General features: G+C 36.5%; 19 protein-coding genes. 3 read left to right on the forward strand and 16 right to left on the reverse strand.

Going from position 1 to position 20592, the window contains the following annotated elements; genetic code table 11:
- Positions 1–402: 402 nt before the first annotated feature.
- From B8965_RS12885 to B8965_RS12890, 6 genes are all read right to left on the reverse strand, one after another.
- The gene (locus B8965_RS12885; protein ID WP_084052345.1) at positions 403–2037 is read right to left on the reverse strand and encodes a flagellin N-terminal helical domain-containing protein; all 1635 of its coding nucleotides are present in this window, start codon (positions 2035–2037) and stop codon (positions 403–405) included.
- Positions 2038–2264: 227 nt separating this feature from the next.
- A complete protein-coding gene (locus B8965_RS02010; RefSeq protein WP_200805862.1) occupies positions 2265–3080 on the reverse strand; it encodes a hypothetical protein in 816 nt (271 codons plus the stop codon).
- The gene (locus B8965_RS02015; RefSeq protein WP_084052201.1) at positions 3061–3918 is read right to left on the reverse strand and encodes a tyrosine-type recombinase/integrase; all 858 of its coding nucleotides are present in this window, start codon (positions 3916–3918) and stop codon (positions 3061–3063) included. The genes B8965_RS02010 and B8965_RS02015 overlap by 20 nt, the downstream gene beginning before the upstream one ends.
- A 145-nt stretch (positions 3919–4063) precedes the next feature.
- The gene (locus B8965_RS12405; RefSeq protein WP_159446245.1) at positions 4064–4732 is read right to left on the reverse strand and encodes a hypothetical protein; all 669 of its coding nucleotides are present in this window, start codon (positions 4730–4732) and stop codon (positions 4064–4066) included.
- Positions 4733–4837: 105 nt separating this feature from the next.
- Positions 4838–7618: a bifunctional DNA primase/polymerase gene (locus B8965_RS02030; RefSeq protein WP_084052203.1), complete on the reverse strand. Its 2781-nt coding sequence runs from the start codon at positions 7616–7618 to the stop codon at positions 4838–4840.
- A 286-nt stretch (positions 7619–7904) separates the two neighbouring features.
- Positions 7905–8036 (reverse strand): hypothetical protein, encoded by a 132-nt coding sequence (locus B8965_RS12890; RefSeq protein ID WP_278336314.1) that lies wholly within the window; start codon positions 8034–8036, stop codon positions 7905–7907.
- Between the two features lie 110 nt (positions 8037–8146).
- Here B8965_RS12890 and B8965_RS02035 point away from each other — a divergent pair, with 110 nt between their 5' ends.
- From B8965_RS02035 to B8965_RS02045, 3 genes are all read left to right on the forward strand, one after another.
- Positions 8147–8677, forward strand: a complete 531-nt coding sequence (locus B8965_RS02035; protein ID WP_084052204.1) for a DUF6431 domain-containing protein — start codon at positions 8147–8149, stop codon at positions 8675–8677.
- Positions 8678–8819: 142 nt separating this feature from the next.
- Complete coding sequence (locus tag B8965_RS02040; protein WP_084052205.1) at positions 8820–10094, forward strand: DDE-type integrase/transposase/recombinase; 1275 nt, start codon at positions 8820–8822, stop codon at positions 10092–10094.
- Complete coding sequence (locus B8965_RS02045) at positions 10095–10895, forward strand: ExeA family protein (RefSeq protein WP_084052206.1); 801 nt, start codon at positions 10095–10097, stop codon at positions 10893–10895.
- A gap of 156 nt (positions 10896–11051) precedes the next feature.
- Here the strand turns inward: B8965_RS02045 and B8965_RS02050 are convergent, their stop codons facing one another.
- The 10 genes from B8965_RS02050 to csrA form a co-directional block, all read right to left on the reverse strand.
- The gene (locus B8965_RS02050) at positions 11052–11810 is read right to left on the reverse strand and encodes a hypothetical protein (RefSeq protein ID WP_084052207.1); all 759 of its coding nucleotides are present in this window, start codon (positions 11808–11810) and stop codon (positions 11052–11054) included.
- 323 nt (positions 11811–12133) lie between these two features.
- Complete coding sequence (locus tag B8965_RS12410) at positions 12134–12283, reverse strand: hypothetical protein (protein ID WP_159446246.1); 150 nt, start codon at positions 12281–12283, stop codon at positions 12134–12136.
- Between the two features lie 553 nt (positions 12284–12836).
- Positions 12837–13739: a tyrosine-type recombinase/integrase gene (locus B8965_RS02055; RefSeq protein ID WP_242941909.1), complete on the reverse strand. Its 903-nt coding sequence runs from the start codon at positions 13737–13739 to the stop codon at positions 12837–12839.
- A 443-nt stretch (positions 13740–14182) separates the two neighbouring features.
- Complete coding sequence (locus B8965_RS02060) at positions 14183–14770, reverse strand: hypothetical protein (RefSeq protein ID WP_084052208.1); 588 nt, start codon at positions 14768–14770, stop codon at positions 14183–14185.
- A gap of 489 nt (positions 14771–15259) precedes the next feature.
- Positions 15260–16963 carry a flagellin N-terminal helical domain-containing protein gene (locus tag B8965_RS12895; RefSeq protein WP_084052209.1) on the reverse strand — a complete coding sequence of 568 codons (1704 nt, stop codon included), beginning with the start codon at positions 16961–16963 and terminating at the stop codon, positions 15260–15262.
- 271 nt (positions 16964–17234) lie between these two features.
- Positions 17235–17633, reverse strand: coding sequence for a flagellar export chaperone FliS (gene fliS, locus B8965_RS02070; RefSeq protein WP_084052210.1), 399 nt, complete (start codon positions 17631–17633; stop codon positions 17235–17237).
- Positions 17634–17647: 14 nt separating this feature from the next.
- Positions 17648–18052, reverse strand: coding sequence for a flagellar protein FliT (fliT, locus tag B8965_RS02075; RefSeq protein ID WP_084052211.1), 405 nt, complete (start codon positions 18050–18052; stop codon positions 17648–17650).
- 3 nt (positions 18053–18055) lie between these two features.
- Positions 18056–19867, reverse strand: a complete 1812-nt coding sequence (gene fliD, locus B8965_RS02080; protein ID WP_084052212.1) for a flagellar filament capping protein FliD — start codon at positions 19865–19867, stop codon at positions 18056–18058.
- A 104-nt stretch (positions 19868–19971) separates the two neighbouring features.
- On the reverse strand, positions 19972–20349 hold the full coding sequence (locus tag B8965_RS02085; protein WP_084052213.1) for a flagellar protein FlaG: 378 nt from the start codon (positions 20347–20349) through the stop codon (positions 19972–19974).
- A complete protein-coding gene (csrA, locus tag B8965_RS02090) occupies positions 20346–20591 on the reverse strand; it encodes a carbon storage regulator CsrA (RefSeq protein WP_084052214.1) in 246 nt (81 codons plus the stop codon). Before csrA ends, B8965_RS02085 begins: the two co-directional genes overlap by 4 nt.
- Position 20592 lies beyond the last annotated feature (1 nt).

Below are 20592 nucleotides of genomic sequence, written 5' to 3' on the forward strand. Positions count from 1 at the left end.
AGAGCCTCCTCTAAATAGTTTAAGATTAACGAAGTAATTGTAATACTCCTTGAGGTTGTTGATTTGCTTGCGGATCGTCAATTATCTTTCGATAACTGCCAGACTATATCTTCAACCATTTTCTTTCTTTGAGTACTAATGATTGTCGGGTACTTCGGGGAACCTCTTACCCCTACGGATCTCATCACCATAGCCTATTGCTTTAGGTGGTACATCCTAGTCGTTGAACCTTCTCCATCCTTTCGGAACAGGAGCTCGGCTGCTGATTATCCAATCTACCTCTTTTTAACCTTTCACGCTTACCTTTTCAGGTTACGTTGTAGGGAGGTTAGCTCTAAGGAAGTTCCAGCAATTCACCCGATTTGCACTTAAAGGTTACCCCTTAAGGGACCCTGTAAATAACTACCTTAAGAGTTGTAATATTCCTTGAGGCATGCTATTTGCTTGAGCCATCATAGCTTGAGCAGCTTGAGCTAAGATACCATTCTTAGTACTTTCCATGATTTCTTTAGCCATATCTACGTCACGTACACGAGATTCTGCAGCTGTTAAGTTTTCAGAAGATGTTCCTAAGTTGTTGATAGTATGTTCTAAACGGTTTTGAATAGCACCTAACTTGGAACGTTCAGCAGAAACATTTTTGATAGCTTTGTCAATAGATTCTAATGCTAACGATGCACCAGATTGAGTTGACGCATCTACACCTGAAATACCTAAAGCTGATGTTCTCATATCATTAATACCAAAAGTAATAGTTTGCCCTTTATTAGCACCAATTTGGAAGGTCATACCACCATTACCACTAGCATCAGTTTGAGCTTGTGTCAAACCTAGATCTTTAACAGATGTTTTTCCTTCATAATCTTTAAACGTTACAGTTCCACTTTCACTTGTGATTTCAAATCTACCATCTTTAGTTGCATTAACTTTAACTTGCTCTACATAACCCTCTTCTCCAGCAGACTTACCTTGCAATGTGTTATAACTATCTACCGCAGTTTTAATTGCTGTTTGTAGGGCAGTTGCTGCAGCATCCATAGTTGTAGTATTATTTTCAATATCAGAACCAGTTGCTACTTTCATTTTAACACCATTTAAATCCATTTCAAAAGTAGCACCGCTAGAAACTGTGGATCCATTAAACTTATTGGTACCAGTATTTGTTGAAGCATCTGCAGTCACATCACCAGCAGTATCAGACATAATTAATGCACCAACACTGGTAGCAGCACCTTTAGTCGTAAGAGCTACAACAGAGTCAGTACCTTCTGTTCCACTTTTGATTACCAATTTTGCAGTAGCAGCTGTAGCACTATCCAAATAACCTTCTACATGCTGCACTGTTGCTCCAGCTGGATTTTGAGCATTGTATTGATCAATTGCCTCATTTATTTTACTGGTAATTAGATCTTTCACAGAACTCAGTTGCGAGATATTAGATCCAGCCCCAATTGCTTTAATTTTATCCTTTTGTTCAGTTGTTAATAAAGTATCCCAATTAACTTCAATTGAGTGTCCATCAATATTAAAAGTATCCTTTTGAAAAGTGGTAGATGAGAGATCTGCAGCAAGAGCTTGTGCAGCAGTCATTTTACCGGCTTCAAGTTTACCCACTACAGCACTTGTAGTACTATTAGTACCAATAGTAGCACCTGAAGACTGAAGGTTACCATTAAGTAGCTTCTGAGTGTTAAACTCAGTAGTATTACCAATACGATCAATTTCTTCCTTTAATTGTTTAACTTCATCTTGAATAGCTTTACGATCTTCAGCAGTGTTAGTACCATTAGCTGATTGATCTGCAAGTTCACGCACTCTTTGTAGAATACTGTGAGTTTCATTCAATGCACCTTCAGCAGTTTGAACCATAGAAATACCATCTTGAGCGTTAGCACTCGCTTGGTTTAATCCACGAATCTGGCCACGCATTTTTTCAGAAATTGCAAGACCTGCTGCATCATCTCCTGCTTTGTTAATACGAAGACCTGATGATAATTTCTCCATTGATTTACTTTGAGCTGTTGTTGCTCCATTCATCTGACGAAAAGCAACCTCAAATATCAAAAATCTTCCTAACCTTGAAACCCTTGTGGCTCAAAGAACTTGCAAATCATTTTGAAGCATCATTAGGAAAACTATATATAATGGAAGGAACTCATTCCAAAACATTAGGTGGGCATAAGAAAATGGAAGAATGAAAAACAGATGTTCATTAGGAAACCATTAGAACCTGCTCTTCATTTCTCCCATTAGAATTCCATTTGCTAGACATTTGTTTCTAACAAAGTCTGTGTTTCTCGTTCGTACCCATACTTTTGGAAAAACTCTATCAATGCTACTTCAAAGATTTCCCTTTGGTTGATGTTCTTTTCCTTGCTAAAATCTCTAACCATTTGGTCTAGGGCATTGGTCATATGAACTGATTTGGTCACAAATGTTCCTTTGAGGGTAAATCGAGGTATCTGCCCTGACGGTATTGCCGATACTGACGATAAACACAGACTTTGGAGGGCTTCTTTGTTTGTAGCTAGCCATTCTAACAATGGCAAGTATTTTTCTAATCCACCATTTTCAGTGGACAGGGAACTCTCCTGCGTACCGTCAATACTAGCAGTAGCAGCACTTTCAGCAACTTTAGGTGTTGGTGAGGAAGCAGAAATATAGTTCCCTGCTTCCTGTGACCACTCAAAACCTTTTGATTTCATATAGCGTGCCATTTCAATATGGTTTTCAAAACCCACCTTGAGAGCGGTTTCCTTGAGATCAGCCCCTTCCTTGTTCAGTTCCATAACTATCCTACGTACTCTATCTGATGGAAAATTGACTATAGTTTCAAGCGGAGCATTGAGAGTATCTGCTGGCACATAGGTTCCTCTAGTTTTGTCCCAAAGAAAATTCTTGCGGTTCATATATCCATCCATAGAACGATAAGTGGAGTACCGAAATTGCTCGGCTACTTCTTCTCTAGAAAAACCTTCCCCAAGCAATTGCAAAATATTTTTGACCTTTTCATCATAGATAGGTTGTAATGGTTCTGTTTTTGCCATTTCTATTCCTCCCCTACAATGTATTGACAGCATCTTTCAAATCGTCCATATGGCTATGAACATAGATACTGGTGGTTTTGAGGCTACTATGTCCTAATAATTTTGAGATTTTGACTAGGTGAACATCGTTTTTGACTAGCTTAGAGGCAAAGGAATGGCGGAGAATATGAGCGGTGACTTTCTTTTTCCAACCTAGAGCACCTGTTGTTTCTCTAAATACTTTTGCTACTCTTGTAGGTGAAAGGGTACCTGATATTCTTGTAGCAAAGAAATATTCAGAGACTACTTTCCAGTTCTCATTGTAGTCCACCAATAGTTTTTTCAATTTGGAGTTGATCGGTACAAACCTATCTTTGTTTCCCTTGCCATGCCTAATATGGATGAGATTATCCTCTAAGTTCACATCTTCGACCTTAAGATTTAGACATTCAGAAATACGCATCCCTGTATAATAGAGGGTTTGGGCTACTAATCGTACCAAGTCGTGCTTGATAGCTGCCACAAACAGGTTGACTTCTTCTTCCGATAGATAGTGTCGCTCTTTTTGCTGGCACTTGATAGGTTCTAATCTTGCGGTCACATTTTGGCTGCACCACTGGCTTTTGTAGGCGTAGCTGAAAAAGGAACGCATACTTCCTAGTACCCTTTTTCTACTGATAGGTTGATAATGTTTGATTTCCTTCAAATAATAAAGATAGTTTTCAATATCTTCTTGTGTAATATCTTCTAAATATATTAGGCAGTTGTATTTTTCTTGTAGATAGCGGTTCAGAAGGGTTAGATCTTCATAATAAGCTCTAATAGTGACTGGACTTCTTTCTATGTTCGCTTGATACCTTCCAAATAATTTGACTGCTTGCATAAATAACATATGACTAATTCCTCCTTCCAGTGATTCAAAATAATAATATATAGTCGAAAATTGTGCTAAAACCCTTTGGATGCCAATAGGTTAGGAAATGGTCTTTCGGGGCAACTGTTTTTGAGCCCCGAAAGTCCCTTAGAAAACTCTAAATCTATCTTTTCTTTCTGAATGGGCGAACAACAATGACATTCTCCCAAACATTGCCCTTTTCATCTGTACGATGTTCGATGGATACCCTCACCTTTTTTCCTTCAACACCTTTCAAATTGAACCCTGAAGTTGGTGCTGCACCTAGAATTCCCTTTAGAATTGAGTATAGTCTACTTCTAGGATCCATGCTTCGATTCGCTACAAATGGCACGGTAACCTTCTCTCCTGTTTCTGGATTCTTGATAATAAATGGTAAAGTAATCTTTACCCAAGGACCATATTTTCCTTCCTCTTTTTCTGCTTTAGGCTTACCTACCGTACCCAAATAATCAGTCTCATCTAGCTTTGGTTGTCTAAGAGATTCCTTGAGGGTAAATAGATCATCATCGTCCTCGTCTGATTCATCCACTTCAAAGTCATCGTCATCATCATCTTCGTCTGATTCATCGAAAGTGTCAGCATCCAAATCGAGTTCTTCCTCATCTAGTTCATTTTCATCATACTCAAAGTCAACATCATCATGGCCTTGATCCAATTCCTCTAATTCTTCATCATCAAAAAAATCAAGTTCATTGTCGTCTACATCTTCCTCACCATCAAAAAGATTGTCCTGATTTACAGTCCCCACATTTGCAAACATTTCATCTAATTCATTCATCTCTTTAGCCATTTTTAAATTCCTCCATTTTTTTAAAAGTTTCATTGATATCTTTTACTGATATTTTTTAGGGGTCATCGGGGCTCTGTTTTGTGCCCCGAATTCCCAGGTTCGACACTATTGAGCTACTCTGCCTTCATCATCACTATCAAGCACATTTCGGTACACATGTAGGACCCTTGGTCTTAATGGTTTTTCCTTTGGATTTGCTCTTCGCTTAGGAATGTTTTTCTTAATACAGCGGTGAACATTTCCTTCTGAATCCTTTTCAACTTGAATCATGTTGGCGTGTTCAAGGTTCTTCCAAAGTGTACGATCTTTGACTGGAAATGCTTCTCCACGACTTGCTAAAAATTTTACCACCGCATTATAAGTTGCATCTGGGAGTAAGTAGTAGAAGGTCTCATCCGACCAACCAATATGCTCTCCAGCAATAGAATCAAATTCATAGTGGCTAGTGGACTTCTTAATCGGATCGATTCGCACTTTGGACATAGAGAGCAATTCACCAAGGATTCTAGTGAAAATTTGTTCTGGTCTTTCTTGGTTCACTTGACCTCCTTGTTTCTGTACTAGTGACACAAGAACATCTTCTGCTTCTCCCAACATTTCTTTTACCTCATCTGATGATGTCACATCAAGTGATTCCATGTAGCCCAGCATCAAATCATAGGCAAGGTAGAGCCATGCTGCTGCCTCACCAAGACGTCCATGTGCTGCGTTCTTTTGGAACTGTTCACGCTTCTCTTGGAATTGCTCCAACAGGATTTCTGGAAGATCGTCCATTTTTGGCATTAGCCATTTGATGTAACCCACCATTGCTTCCGAAAGCAATAGACCATCATTCTGAATCTTTGTTAACATCTTTAAATCCACATCTCCAGACTTAATTTCTGCACCTATAAAACGTGCGACCGATGATTGACCTTGCGGCAAATCCTCACCAGTAACCAACCCCATTCCCCTAGGAGCATACGTTTTTTGAAACTCTGTGGTTGATTTCAGACGTCCTCTTCCGATTCGATCCCCAAACATTCGCAAGATTCTTTGTGCTGTTTGTGCCATTTTCTGAGCTTCATAACGGCTTGCTTCTGGGTGATAATCGTCAATTAGTAGCAATGTATCCTTGGTCACAAAAGATCGTTTTTCCAAAGCATTTGCAGTATCTTTGAAACTAGCAGGTGGATTTTTGCTGATAAATTCTGCTCCAAAGTGTGCAAGGAATGCTAGACTCAGGGAAGTTTTTCTCGAACCTGTTAGCCCATGCAACCAAAGAATAAAGTTTGGCTCAATGCCTGCTTTTCTAAGCACCTCAACAAGCGGTGATAAATATACCAATGCCAGTAAAGGTATAGTAATATCCAACGGGGCTATCTTTAGCAAAGAAAAACTTGTTTCCGCAGCCTTCTTTGCATCTCTGATTTCTGATGGTAAAGCATAGCGGGCTAGTTCCTTCTCTACTTCAACTGTGATGTTCTCAGCACCGATACATCCTTCCGAATGCAGGTACACCCAACTGCCATCATCTAATTGACACCAACCCAGATGGGTAAAAATCCGATGTTGTACAACTTCCTTTGCCATGTTTTGTACAGCATCTCTACATAGGTCTTTACGATTTTGTCCTGCTCGGATGGAAGCCTCAATGCCCCAGTTTTTCAACACCCAGCTCATTATTGGGAATTCGGATGCAGAGACATCAATGGCAGGTAATGGCTTTGCATCTTTAAGCACACCTTCGATTCTAAATGTCCGATCTTCGGTCACACCATCATCCCGTATCACTTCCATCGTTGGCCTTGCCACAAAGTTTGCGACTGTGAATGGATTCCCTTTTTTGTCAAATGAACATAGATTACCATGGTGATCTATGGTGTAATCATCAACTGAATCTAATGCCTGGATGTATGGTTGATAGACAGGATCTGTTGGTAGCGTAGGACCATCCATCATGTTTCGAATGAACGAACCTGGAGAATTAGTTATCTCTTCATCATTCAGATTTAGTGTGGAATGGCAACCTTCGATAGTTTCTTCCCCACAACCGAAAGTCGAACAACGGACCATTGGCCCCGTTCCATTCTCATCTGTCTCTGCAATCAAAGATAGACTTCTTGCATCACTACGTTCGTCATGCTTGTCTGACGACTTTGAAAATAGTTTAGCTGCCTCATGCTGCCCTGCATTAACTAGAAGTCTCATCCAATTGTGCCAATCTTCCTCACTGATGCCTTGAGCTTGTTGTTCTTTCCAGCTTTCTTGAAAAAGCGGACATTTACCAGCTAGTCTCTCTAAAACACCTACAGCTTCTTTTGGCTTCTTTGCTGCTTTTTGACTAGCTTTCTTTTGTTCCTTTGGCTTTTTCCCCGTCATCAAGTCAATCATCCATTGAGGAGCCTCTGCTACTTCGATACTAGAAGGTCCCTTGCCTTTCATCCAAAAATATTCCTTTCCATTTGGATGAATGGATGGTGGCATGATTGTCTGTTGTCCCTCTCCAAGAAGTGCAAGCTCATTGTGCTCCCCTTCTAAAGACTCCACATACTTTTTTGGAACCAGCCCCTTCGGAATGCGGTACAAAAGACGAATACCACCACCTGGGGTTTTAAATGACCATGTGTCAGGAAGATCTCCATTACTGACTTCTTTCAACCGAGCAATCCCTTTTTGACCATCTGCATCAATTCCAACTAAACCTGAAGCTTGTCCAAGCACTAACCCAACATTGGAATTAGGATACTTCGTACCCCATTCATCAAGCTCTTCTTTTGTCGGGACCCCTCGTTTTTGCCAGCTGGAAATCTTAGGTACCTTTTCCTTGCAAGGAACCACTGCCAGATGGAACTTGTTAGCATAGGTTCGTAGGTAATGGGCACGTTTGTCTTGTTGTTGATTCATCAAAATCACCCTTCATATTTATTTTCCATAGAACATTATTTTTTCATGATAGGGCATTCGGGGCTTCCCCCTTTTCCCCTCAAAAAACAATACCTTCGTTTCGAAAAAGCATCAGTACTTGAACTTTAGCAATACTTACTGCTACTTTTTATTTAAGAGTTTTTGTCTCTGTAATTAGATACTACTATAGATTCGTTTGAGCAATTAAAAGCCCAAATCAAAAAAAATTTTGGCCCCCTAGTTTCGCCTCTAAAAAAACAAAAAAGTCACATGAACATATAGATGCTCATAGTGACTTTCCATTTTTATAATTATTCAGGAAGTTTTCTACTCTTTCAAATTCCTCTTTAGAAGGACGTTTTAACCTTTCAATTCTATCGCTCAACCTTTCTTCACGGAATGTATTGTAAACTTGCACTTTATATCATCCAAAAAGCCCATAATTTTAGCAAATTAAAATATCTATAAAAATAAATCACCCTGATTTAAATTGCTAAAGATTAAGCAAAATAAATTAGGGTGATAAAAATGCAAAAAATATATGATTTTAAAATTAGTCCATTTATTTATGAAAAATTAGGTGTAGAAAATAAATTTCCAGTTTTAAATACATGCCCTGCATGTAAAGCCAACGTAATTTTAAAAAGACATGGTTTCTACTATAGAAATATTTATCTACTTAAGAGAAATCTTAGAATTCCTATCTGTAGATATTACTGTCCTTCCTGCCAAAAGACCACTTCTTTGCTTCCGATATTTCTTATACCTTATTATCAATTACCATTAAAGCTTATTTTTACGGCGATAAAAGAAAAAATACTGCATGGAAAAAATATATTTTCATTAGTCCGTCAACATTTAAGCTTTCTTAAAAAAAGATTCTTTAAAAATCTTAATATCATGGAAGCATTTTTTAGAGATTTAAAGTTTAAAGATTTCATCCCTAAGGATATCAATAAAAAGGCCATGAAGATCGTCAAAATGATTTGGGTATCCCCAGAAGAAACCTTTAGCAGAAAGTTTTTTCATCATTTTTCACGATCATTCATGACACCATAACATTTTAATTTTACCCTAAAAAGGACATTTTAATACTTCAAATATCTGACCACACACCTTTTGCGTTTAAAGTAGTTTTAAGGATTATTAAAATATCTTTAATGGTCTTTATATCACTTTAAATTAAGGAGGGGTAACTTTTATGGATGAAAGTACCAGGGAAAGTATTGCACTTTTTCGCTATGGCTTAATTGCGCCCATTTTAAATGGACAGGTTAAAAGTCAAAAAGAATATTTGGCCCAAATAGCTACTATAAAACATGATGTTCCTCATTATGGACTTAAAGAGTTTTCACCAAAGACAATAGAATTCTGGGTAAGGTATTACCGAAGGTATGGTTTTGACGGGTTAAAACCTAAAGGCAGAAGCGATAAAGGTTCTTCAAGAAAAATTCCTGCAGAACTTAGCGAGAAAATTATTCTTAAAAGGAAAGAATCCTTGGGACTAAGTGTTACTCTTTTTTATGAAAGTTTAGTTAAAGAAGGATTGTTTTATCCTCATAATATTTCTTATACTACTGTTTATCGTTTTCTAAAAAAAGAAAATCTAGTAGAACATACAGAAAGTATTACTAATGAGCGAAAAAGATTTAGTTATGATAAGGTAAATCAATTGTGGCAAGGGGATACCCTTTATGGTCCATATATTAAAGTGGGAGGAAAAAAAGTAGGCACATATCTTTTAGCTTTCATTGACGATGCCTCAAGACTCGTTCCTTTTGGTCAATTCTTTTTAGCTGAAAATATAAATTCTCTAAAAACAGTTTTTAAAGAATCTATTTTAAGAAGAGGAATACCAAAGCTTGTTTATGTAGATAATGGGAAGATTTTTCAAAGTGGAGATTTTTCTTTAGCCTGTGCTTCCCTTGGAATTACACTTATTCATACTAAGCCTTATGACCCAGCAGCTAAAGGTAAGATAGAACGTTTCTTTGGAACAGTCAGAACTAGATTTTTACCTACTTTAGATAAAGAAGCTAATTTTTCTTTAGAAGATTTAAATATTTCTTTTTGGAAATGGCTTGAGGAGGATTACCATAGAAGAAACCATACAGGAATTAACATGCCTCCTCTTGATTTCTTTATTTCTCAATTTAGTGAAGTTAAAATGTGTGCTAATCCTAAAATTTTAGATGAAGTATTTTTAAAAAGAGTAGTACGTAAAGTCAAACATGATGCTACTATTTCTTTAAATTCTATTTTATATGAGGTGCCTTTTAAATATATTGGAGAAAAGTTAGATATCAGATATTCTGAAGATAATTTAGATGAAATATTTATTTATCTTGATGGAAAAAGAATAGACTCTGGTAAAAAGGTCTCTTTTAGTGATAATACCAAGATTAAAAGAGCTAAAAATATTAAAGATCCTTCTCCTTTAGCCTTTAAAGAAATTAATAAAGGGAGGGAGAATTAAATGTTTACTTCTTTTTATTCTTTAGCTAAGAGACCTTTTTCTAAAGAAATTGAAACTAAAAATTTATTCCCTTCTGAAAGTTTTACTGAATTATCAGCAAGACTTAATTATTTAAAAGATTCAAGGGGTATTGGCGTAGTTGTAGGTGAGCCAGGAGCAGGTAAGACTTCTACTTTAAGGAGTTTTGTCAATTATTTAAATCCATCTTTATTTAAGGTTATTTATTTTCCTCTTTCTACAGGAACAGTGATGGACTTTTACCGTGGACTTGCTTATGGATTAGGGGAAATGCCTGGTTTTAGGAAGGTGGATTTATTTAGACGGATTCAAAAGGGTGTAACCACTTTGCATAATGAAAAGAAAATCACACCTGTTTTTATTTTAGATGAGATGCAGCTTTCTAGTAACAAATTTTTAAATGATCTTAGTATTCTTTTTAACTTTTCTATGGACTCAGATAATCCTTTTGTGCTTATTTTAGCTGGTCTACCATATCTTATGGATAGGCTAGCTTTGGCTCATAACCAATCTCTTAACCAACGTATTATTATGAGATTTAAGGTTAATCCTCTATCAAAAGAGGAAGTTAATGCTTATATTAATCACCATCTAAATTTAGCTGGTGCTAATTATGAAATATTTTCTCCTATGGCCTTAGAAGCCATAGCTAGCCGGACTCATGGCTGGCCTAGGCTTATTAACAATTTAGCTACTAATTGTCTCCTTTATGGCTGTCAAAAAAGACTAAATACCATTGATGAGGAGGTTGTGATGAAGGTTTCTAATGAAACAGGATTATAATTGCCGGGATTTCCCGGCTTTTTTCATATCCTAAAAGACTATGCTAATGTGAAAAAAGTCTTGGAAAATCCTAATTTAATTTGATAAATGCACTTTTAAAGCAAGAATTTTACCCTGCTTTAATTTGAAATTTAGATACTGGTTTATTGTGCAAGTTCACAATGTATGTAACGCTTCTAAAATGATTCCCCAGCCTTCGTCCAAGCTTAATTCCCTCTGATCGGGGGCTTCGTCATTTTCTATACCTTGTTCAATCATTTCTTGACTAATATTAAAAAGTTCATCTAACCTATAATCAGATACATATTGAACAATTGATTTCATTTCCTCATGCATCTCTTTTAAGCGCATCTTATAAAAGCGCAATAAATTTATTTTATCCTCATCATTTAGAGTATACTCGGTAACGATTGGAATCATTTCTTCTATATCTGTTTCTATCTGTTTTAACAAATCCTCTTTTATATCGGATATTACCTTCGCTACAGAATATCTCGTTAAAAAGTACATTCGATTCCTTTCCAATTGATATTTTCCATCATCGACCTTCCCATCCATTATTAACTCCACATCTCCGATTATCTGTTTTAATTCTTTAATAGGAATACCAGTGAAATCCTTTTTTCTAACCTTCTTCATCACTTTTGATGTGTAATTATGGAGCAGTTTTTTTACTATCTTTTTCTTTTCTACTGGGATTTCAAATGTATCATCCTCTACTTTTCTTAATACATTGATGTCAATCCCTAAGCTAGTAAGGATTTCTTTGAAACGTGATTTCTGTTTATTATAGTAATTTTGGAAACTCTTCTCTTCAAAATCCTCTTTTGACTTTTCTTTTTCTTTTTGTGATTTCTCTTCAAAAAGCTCCTCACATATTTTGTACAATGACACAAAGCAGCCTTCATTACTCATTTTCAATCACTCCTTTCTAAAAGAATACCAAAAAAATAGATTTTTTCCATACTTGACAGTAGCCTTTTCAGGGACTTCTGGGGCCTTCCCTGAATTCCCCAAACATTGGAACTAGACCACAAACAGCGTTTTTCCTCTAGCTTCTGCAAAAAAAAGCTAATCACTTCCAAAAGGTGAGTGATTAGCCTTTTCTTCAGCCAATTTAGAAAATCATTTTACCTTATATTCTTCTTAGACAATTCTTCCAAAGCAATCGATAAAAAAGCACATACCACTTTCTTGATAATAACAATTTGCTTAGTATCCATCCTTTTCCCCTCCAATTAGTAGTCATTGGGAAACATCATAGTACAATGCGAACCATCATCCCAAATCCAAGTAGTTGTATCAATGGGTTGACTCTCTGTCAGTTCTAATTGGACAATCATTTCCATTGACGGTTGTGGTTCTTGATTGTTCCTGCGTCTGTCCATTATCCTCCAAAGAATTACTTGTATTTCAACACTTACATTTGATGCTATTTATTTCGTTGCATATCTTGGTTTGCCCGTTTAAATATTTTTTGCCACCACCCTTATAATAGATTGACCGCAAATAAGAAGATAAGGAGTTATTAATTACAATTTATTATTAGCAATTTTTATTTACTTCAACATAGGTTATGCTTTTCATCTGTAGCACAAAAATAACCTCAATCCCTTGGCTTAGAGATTGAGACTATTTGTTTTCTTTATTTACTGTTGTATAGGCTGTGATACCTAGCATTAATCCGTTTGTGAAAAGTTCTACTGTTTTTACAGTAGCTACTGGTGTTAGAAATGGTAACATAATAATTCCCTCCTTTCTTATTTATGCTTTTATCTAGTAACTTAATCTTGCACTATTTACTTCAAGGGTTATACATATAGTTACGCCTGTGACAATTCCTCCGAGAAACCAACCCATGAATCATCCCTCCTTCTATTATTAATTATTTTCATCTGCCACTATTGACAATACTGTCGATATTTTAGGCTCAAAAAGGGGCTAGAGCAGATTGACCGCATGCTGTTTTTCTTCTCTGCTGGTATTGATATAGTAGTCACTGGTGGTCTGGATATTAGCGTGCCCTGCTAACTTAGCTACGGTGGTTATTTCTACTCCCTTTTTTATTAGTCTTGTGCAAAAGGTATGTCGAAACTTATGGGGGTACATCTCTAGATGTAGCTGCTTGCCATGCTTTTTTAGAAGTTTATTGATGGTGTCCTTGTCCATTTTCTCTGCCCTTTGGGTCAGGAGCAGGTACTGGCTATCTACTAGCTTATGATTTTTCCTTTCACCTTCTAAGTAGTCTTTGATAGCTTCTATTACTTCTGTTTTTAGAGGTACTTCTCGATATTTTCCACCCTTACCAACTACTTTTAGGTACATTGTTAGAAAATCTATATCTTTAGTTTTTAGATTTACAAGCTCACTTACCCTTAGTCCTGTATAGAGTAGAAGTACAATAGCTGCTCTATCTCTTTGGCTAACATTATTTCTATTTTCTAGGTAGAATAGCAGGCGTTCTACTTCTTCATCTGTGAAAACTTCTACTTCTTGTTCGCTGCCACTGGCTACTTTAATTTTGTCTTTGCTTGGGTAGACTAGCAATTCCTTACACAAGTTTTGAGCTATTAGAAACTGGTTGAAACTGTGTAAGCTGTTGATCTTTTTGTTGATGGTGTTCACGCTATAGTTTTTTCCTACTAGGTATTCTTTGTAGCTGATGATGAAAAATCTTGTGAGCTCACCTGTGAACTCTATTTGCTTTGTTTCTAGCCAAGTCAAAAATCTAGCAATATCACCTGTATAGCTTACTACTGTTTTTCCGCCTTTGCCATCTACTATTAGGTATTCCTGAAAGGCTTGCAGGATTTCGTGGCTGCTCATATGTGCCACTGCTATCACTCCCTGAAAGTTAGTATGATTTTCTAGCTATACCTTCCCCTCCCCCTTTTTGCTCTGTTTTTACCGTCAGTATCGGCACTAGCGACAAAAGGTATTTATTGCAGGAATTTCTTATAGGTTTTGCTTTGTAGCTTTTCCTGTGGGGCTGTCGCTACTTTTGGTACTGACGATATTTAGGGGTCAAATTTGGGTGTGCATCAAAAAAGGGAGGACTGGTTGTAGAATTTAGATTATGCAGTGAGTTTTTCTGGTTCGTTTTTAGTAGTTTTGTTGGTATGAATGAAAAGCTATACTTTGTTCTATTTCACCATTGTTTTTCAACGAGAATGGTCACTATTTTTCAGCCAGTAAGTGCTTTTGACAAATACTTACTCTAGGTTTTTCAACCACAAAAATAGCCCAAACTATTTGTCTGGGATTAGCCCCTACTGCTGTAGCTAGTGCTATTGCTGCTGCTTTTTCTTCTGTACTAGTTCGTGCTGCATCTGGATGTCTGGGTGGTTGTCCCAGCCGTTATAGAAGATGAGGAAATGGCGGTCTAGGTATGCTTGGTCATCAAGATAGTAGAGGCATCTTGAGTACTGCTTTGAGTATTTCATGCCTTGTTCAGCACAAAAGGAAAAATTATCGGGGTCAGTAATTTCTACTACTAGGTATTCATTAGGTGGGGATTCTATTGAAGGTCTATTTTTTCCTTGAGAAGTTGCTGCTCTTTTTGTTTCTGAATCTTCTTCTATACTTATTTCTGCAAGATAGTTTGTTAGAGTAGGGTACATTTCCAGGAGATCATCCAGGAAATGATCCTTTACTAGTTCAGCTGCTATTGCTTTCAATTGGAGATCTGGGGCAGGTTGTTTGCCTGTATAGAATATGAGGAAGGGTTCTGTTTCATCATCTACCCAGCTGTTTTCGGAAGGGACATCTACTTGGATTACTCCTTCAAAATTACCATGTTCAAGGCCATATCTTACTACTGTATCATAGTCATCTGAGTCTAGGATTTGGACTATACTTAACTTTGTTTTACTCATTTTTTTCACTCCTTGATTTTTAGTATCAAGGTTATAATATATATTTTATTTTTCTTTATTTACATTTCTAAATAGAAAAAGAGACCCTAGCATAGCCAGAGCCTCCTTGAAATAGTTTAAAATTAACGAAGTAATTGTAATACTCCTTGAGGCTGTTGATTTGCTTGCGGATCATCATATACCTTTCAATATATGCCAGACTATATCTTCAACCAAAATATTTTTTGATTGTCGGGTACTTCGGGGAACCTCTTACCCCTACGGATCTCATCACCATAGCCTAAAGCTTTAGGTAGTACATCCTAGTCGTTGAACCTTCTCCATCCTTTCGGAAGCAGGAGCTCGGCTGCTGATTATCCAATCTACCTCTTTTTAACCTTTCACGCTTATCTTTTCAGATTACGTTGTAGGGAGGATAGCTCTAAGGAAGTTCCAGCAATTCACCCGATTTGCACTTAAAGGTTACCCTTTAAGGGACCCTGTAAATAACTACCTTAAGAGTTGTAATACTCCTTGAGGCATGCTATTTGCTTGAGCCATCATTGCTTGAGCTGCTTGAGCTAAGATACCATTTTTAGTACTTTCCATGATTTCTTTAGCCATGTCTACGTCACGTACACGTGATTCAGCTGCTGTTAAGTTTTCTGAAGAAGTACTTAAGTTCTTAATTGTATGCTCTAGTCTGTTTTGGTATGAACCTAATTCAGATCTTTGAGCTGATACTTTTTCTATAGCATCATTTATTTTAGTAATAGATGCAGATGCTGTTTCATGAGATGATACATCTAATGCTGCTTCTACTACAGTATTATTTGTTCCATTAGTTACAGAATTTCCAGATGTAAAACCATCATCTCCAGACTTTCCTGTTAATCCTAATGCTTTTGCTCTCATATCTTTTATTTCTATAGTCATACTTTGACCTTGGTTAGCACCAACTTGGAAGTTAGATTTAAAGTTTTCTTGAACCCCACCATCTGCAGTTGTAATATTATTACCTGCTTTTCCACCTTGATTAGCCGTTACCTTTAAGTCGTTAGTAGCATTTGATAATGTAACACCATCAATTTTAGCCTGAGCAACTATAGCATTTGTTAAGCCTTCCTTTGTAGTAACTCCATTGATGTTAATACCTTGTGCGTCACCTTTATAAGCTCCTTTATTTGCATCATAGAATTCAAGAGTTACATCTCCTATTGTAATCCCTTTTCCTTCTAATCCCTTAGCAACATCTGCATCTGCAGGCATGGTTAATGTCTTAGTCGCTTGAACTGCAGCAGTTGTAGTTCCTTTGTTAGCAGGTCCTATAGTTCCTAATGTACTTATATTCGCGGTACCACTAGCAACTGCAAGAGCTATATCACCTGCAGAACCTTCAAATTTTCCGCCTTTAACAGCTGATACTGTAACATTAGCGCCTGTCCCTGACACTACATAGTTACCTTTTAATACATCATTACTATCTATAACCTTTTGTAGTGCATCTCTAGCACCTGCTGCAGTTTCATCTACAGTTTGACTTCCATCAATATTTACTGAAGCGCTGTTTTGTGTAACATTATATCCTTCATGAGATGGTTTACTAGAAGTATCCGCAGCTGCAAAGCTAATATCTATCGCTTGACCGTTAAGGGTAACTTTAAGTGTAGATGTAGCATCAGCAGCTGTACCTACTACAGTTGTACTTGTTGCTTCCACAGTTTTTATATCTTCCCCACCAGTAAGATTACCTAAACTTGCTACAGCAACACCAATACCATCTAATGTTTTTCCACCATCACCCTTTAAAAGTGCTTGAGTATTAAACTCTGTAGTATTACCTATTCTGTTTATTTCAGAAGTCAATTGGTTCATTTCTTTTTGGATCTCATTTCGATCAACATCCACATTTGTGTCATTCGATGCTTGAGTAGCTAGTTCACGCATACGTTGAAGAATACTATGGGTTTCATTTAGAGCACCCTCAGCTGTTTGAATCATAGAAATACCATCTTGAGAGTTTTTTGCTGCTTGGTCTAAACCGCGAATCTGCCCACGCATTTTTTCAGAAATTGCAAGACCTGCTGCGTCATCTCCTGCACGGTTAATTCTTAGACCTGAAGATAATTTTTCCATTGATTTGCTTTGAGCATTAGTTGCACCGCTCATCTGACGATAAGTGTTAAGTGCGGCGATATTGTGATTAATTCTCATTTGTAAAAACCTCCCTGTTTTTTTGGGGCGACGTCCTTGTCGCCTATATTGATAACTTTTCGAAGATTTATATCCTTTTATAAGATTAAAAATCTTATCTTTAGTTTAAAATCTTTGAAAAGGTTATCTGTTTTTTTGTCTTACACTCTTTATATCGGTTTTGTTTTCAAAAAGTTTAGTAAAAACTTTAAGTTTTTTTATTATATTTGAAGTTAATTTAGTGAAACCTTCATTTTAAATCATTATCATTAATCTTTATTTCTGATGTATGTTAAAGCGCTGATCTTTGGGTGCTGGTTTGGGGTTTATGTTCTTTTAACATCTGGGCCCAGGAATCACGTAAGTCCTTGACCATAATTAAAATTTCCCCTGCAATTTCTTTATCTTTTTTTAAATTTGCCTGCATTAATTGATGGTGCATATATTCATAGAGAGAATGCAAATTAGTGGCAATTTCGCCGGCTTTAAAGTTTATCCCAGCCATGAGTTCACTCATAATATTTTGGGCTTTGACTAAATTGGTATTAGCTTCACTAATGTTTTTTTCTTCGATTGCGGTCATGCCTTTAGAGATAAATTTAATTGCTCCTTCATAGAGCATCAGGACTAATTTTTCGGGCGAATTTGTTTGCACTTGGTTTTTACGATAGGCATTTAAGGCTGTATTCATGCTTTACCTCCTTGCTATTTTTTCTTATCTACTAAGATTCCTTCGATACTTTTATTTTTACCCTGATATTCAAAATGGGTTTGCTTATTTTTATGAGCTTGTTTTATCTTGGCAGCAATTTCATCGCGATTTGTTTGTAAATGCTCGATGTTTTTATCATCTATGTGCATCGCTTTTTCCACTAGGGCTTTAATTTCCTGAAAGAGTTGTTTAGTTATATCATCTTTAGGTAATGTATATTTTTGAAATTCTAAATCGAGAATATTTACTCTTTCCATGATACTTTGTTTTTCATTTAGCACGGTAAAAAGCTGATCATAATCTTGTTCGGTAATAATTTCGTGTTGTTTTTCGGTTAGACTTAAAAATTCCAGCATTAGGTTCTTTTTTTCTTTTAGGTTATCTAAATAATTATTCATACCCTACCCCTGACTAAATTGCTGAGCAAGCCAACTACTTTGCGAATTCATTTGGGAGAGTGCTTTTTCCATGGCGGTAAATTGACTCCAATAGCGATCTTCTATTCTCACTAAGCGATCTTCCCAGCTTGCGATGGATTTCTGCATATTCTTTAACCTTTTACCTAAAAAGCTATCATCTACTCCTTTGATACTTACACGACCTGCTTTTTCTACTACGGCTTTTGTACCATTGTTGACAATATCGTAAAGGCTATCTCCTATTCCTAGGGACTTATCGTCTTCACCTTTTAAAGTAAAGATTTTTTGCACGGCATCGGGGTCTTCATTAAGTGCCTTTTTTAATTTATCTTCATCTAAATGAAGCTTTCCGCCTTCATAATAGTTTTGAGTAGCAATGCCAATAGATTTTAAAGAATTATATTCTGAATCTATATCTTTTAAATAAGAAGAAGTAGCCATGCGCATTTTTCCTAGTAAATCTCGTAAAGTGCTGTCATTACGGAGGGTACCACTTTTAGCCTTTTCTTCCCAGAGCTCGACTTCTTTATCGGTCATGGCTTCTTTTTCTTCCTTACTTAAAGCATGGAAAGAACGGTATTTCTTTTCGTCCATTTTACCATTTACTTGCTCTAAGAGTTTGTTATAGTCTTCCACAAATTCTTTAATTTTGTCAAAGACAGCTCCGGTATCATTAGTAATGACTATACTAGTCGTAGGATTTTCGGTAGTATTTACACCTTTTAACTCATAGGTGAGTCCATTAATTGTGAATTTATTTTCGGCCATTTCAAAGTCTGTGCCGTTTAAGGTAACCTTTGCATTTAGCCCTGCTACTTTCCCTTTATCTGTCCCACTTTCCATAGTAGCCCCGATTTTAATAGTATCTAAAAACTCTAAGCCTTTATCTGTTGTGCCGCTAAAATCAATTTTAGCATCTGCACCTGTTGTGCTAGTGGAAAAGAAAAATCTCTCCGTACCTTTATCATAAGAGGCTCTAACCCCTGTATCCTTTTCGTGCTCATTGATTTTCTTGGCTATCTGCTCAAAACTATCCGTTGCTCTATTAAACGTAATCTCCGTGCCGTTAATTTTTAGCTTAGTCTCAAAGTCCGCAAGTCCCTTAATTGTAGACATTTGGGCATCTAAAGAAGTTAATAATTTTGCACCATTATTTGTACCTTCAAGGTCTATACCTTCTACTTTTATTTCCTTACCAAAGCTACTATCTACATTGGCTAAAAAGAACTTATTGGTATCAGCATTAAAAACAGCTGTTACTCCTGTGGTTTCCATCTTTTCGTTTATTTTAGCAGCAATATCTTTGATGCTATCTGTTTCAGCATCAAATTCAATAGTCACTTTATCATTTATTCTAATTTGACCTTTAATTACTTCTTTGCCTTCTTCAGTGGTTTTGGTCCAGCCGGCTCCACTATATTGTTCGGCTAGGGTTTGACCTTCTATATAACCTGTGTCTATTTTTCCCGTACTAGTTCTAAATGCCCCTTTGGCTAACTCATTTACCTGTAATTCATAATTACCTGGAGTGGCACTATTACCTGCCGTTACAGTGGCTACCTTATCCTGTGAGGTCGAGGCACTTTTAGCCTGAAAGGTTCCTTGTAATTTTAAATCAAATAATTTATCCCGAAAGCTAAATAGAGACTTATTGATTTCCCTGTAATCTTCTTGCTGCCACTCGAGCCATTGTTTTTCTTGGTTTAATTTATCTAAAGGCATTTTGGCTACTTTCATCATATCTTTGACGATACTATCAGTATCCATGCCGCTTGCTAAGCCACCAATTTTCATCTTTACCTTTTATCTCCTTTCTTTTTATCTTGTGAGTATACTTTTTGATTTTATGATGCTTTATATTTTTAATCTACTTTATGCTTTACACCTTTTACTCTGCTTTAAACTTTTTCATCCACAAATATTCCCGCAAGGTCCCACATGGAGGCAACCATGTCTAATATTTTTTCCGAAGGGATTTCCCTGATTACTTCATCATTGTTTTTATCAATTACTTTAACCATGATTTCTTTAGTTTTTTCATGAATAGAGTATTCAAAACGAGTTTCTGTGAGTTCTAAGGATTTATTTGCCGTTTCGATTGCTTTAATTATTTGCTCGGCTTTATATTTATTTTCTTCGTTATACTTTTTTTCTTCGCTACCTGCGGTGTCTTTACTTTTTACGACTTGGATATTTTCTTTTTCCTGCTTGCGATTTGTTTCTTTAAAAGCATCATTATACACGGGAGAATTACTATTTATAGAGGTTACTTTCATTTTTCCTCGTCTCCTTTTGGTGTAGAATTAAATAAATTAAAATCAATTTCGGCGGTAGTTATTTTTCCGGCGGTGATATTTTCACTTTTTACGGCTTCATAGATTTCTTCTCGCACAATAGAAATATCCCTCGGTGCTTCGATTCCTATTTTTACTTTATTTCCTTCAATACTCAGCACGGATATTTTAATCTCTTCCCCGATTAAAAAAGATTCATTGTTTTTTCTAGTTAAAATTAACATA

This window comes from Desulfonispora thiosulfatigenes DSM 11270 (assembly GCF_900176035.1).
Taxonomy (GTDB): Bacteria; Bacillota; Peptococcia; order Peptococcales; family Desulfonisporaceae; genus Desulfonispora; species Desulfonispora thiosulfatigenes.

What these genes read in the sequence shown, in the direction of transcription:
- B8965_RS12885 (WP_084052345.1), bottom strand. Translation starts at nt 2,037, where the DNA reads ATGAATGGAGCAACAACAGCTCAAAGTAAATCAATGGAGAAATTATCA.
- B8965_RS02010 (WP_200805862.1), bottom strand. Translation starts at nt 3,080, where the DNA reads ATGCTGTCAATACATTGTAGGGGAGGAATAGAAATGGCAAAAACAGAA.
- B8965_RS02015 (WP_084052201.1), bottom strand. Translation starts at nt 3,918, where the DNA reads ATGTTATTTATGCAAGCAGTCAAATTATTTGGAAGGTATCAAGCGAAC.
- B8965_RS12405 (WP_159446245.1), bottom strand. Translation starts at nt 4,732, where the DNA reads ATGGCTAAAGAGATGAATGAATTAGATGAAATGTTTGCAAATGTGGGG.
- B8965_RS02030 (WP_084052203.1), bottom strand. Translation starts at nt 7,618, where the DNA reads ATGAATCAACAACAAGACAAACGTGCCCATTACCTACGAACCTATGCT.
- B8965_RS02035 (WP_084052204.1), top strand. Translation starts at nt 8,147, where the DNA reads ATGCAAAAAATATATGATTTTAAAATTAGTCCATTTATTTATGAAAAA.
- B8965_RS02040 (WP_084052205.1), top strand. Translation starts at nt 8,820, where the DNA reads ATGGATGAAAGTACCAGGGAAAGTATTGCACTTTTTCGCTATGGCTTA.
- B8965_RS02045 (WP_084052206.1), top strand. Translation starts at nt 10,095, where the DNA reads ATGTTTACTTCTTTTTATTCTTTAGCTAAGAGACCTTTTTCTAAAGAA.
- B8965_RS02050 (WP_084052207.1), bottom strand. Translation starts at nt 11,810, where the DNA reads ATGAGTAATGAAGGCTGCTTTGTGTCATTGTACAAAATATGTGAGGAG.
- B8965_RS12410 (WP_159446246.1), bottom strand. Translation starts at nt 12,283, where the DNA reads ATGGACAGACGCAGGAACAATCAAGAACCACAACCGTCAATGGAAATG.
- B8965_RS02060 (WP_084052208.1), bottom strand. Translation starts at nt 14,770, where the DNA reads ATGAGTAAAACAAAGTTAAGTATAGTCCAAATCCTAGACTCAGATGAC.
- B8965_RS12895 (WP_084052209.1), bottom strand. Translation starts at nt 16,963, where the DNA reads ATGAGAATTAATCACAATATCGCCGCACTTAACACTTATCGTCAGATG.
- fliS (WP_084052210.1), bottom strand. Translation starts at nt 17,633, where the DNA reads ATGAATACAGCCTTAAATGCCTATCGTAAAAACCAAGTGCAAACAAAT.
- fliT (WP_084052211.1), bottom strand. Translation starts at nt 18,052, where the DNA reads ATGAATAATTATTTAGATAACCTAAAAGAAAAAAAGAACCTAATGCTG.
- fliD (WP_084052212.1), bottom strand. Translation starts at nt 19,867, where the DNA reads ATGAAAATTGGTGGCTTAGCAAGCGGCATGGATACTGATAGTATCGTC.
- B8965_RS02085 (WP_084052213.1), bottom strand. Translation starts at nt 20,349, where the DNA reads ATGAAAGTAACCTCTATAAATAGTAATTCTCCCGTGTATAATGATGCT.
- csrA (WP_084052214.1), bottom strand. Translation starts at nt 20,591, where the DNA reads ATGTTAATTTTAACTAGAAAAAACAATGAATCTTTTTTAATCGGGGAA.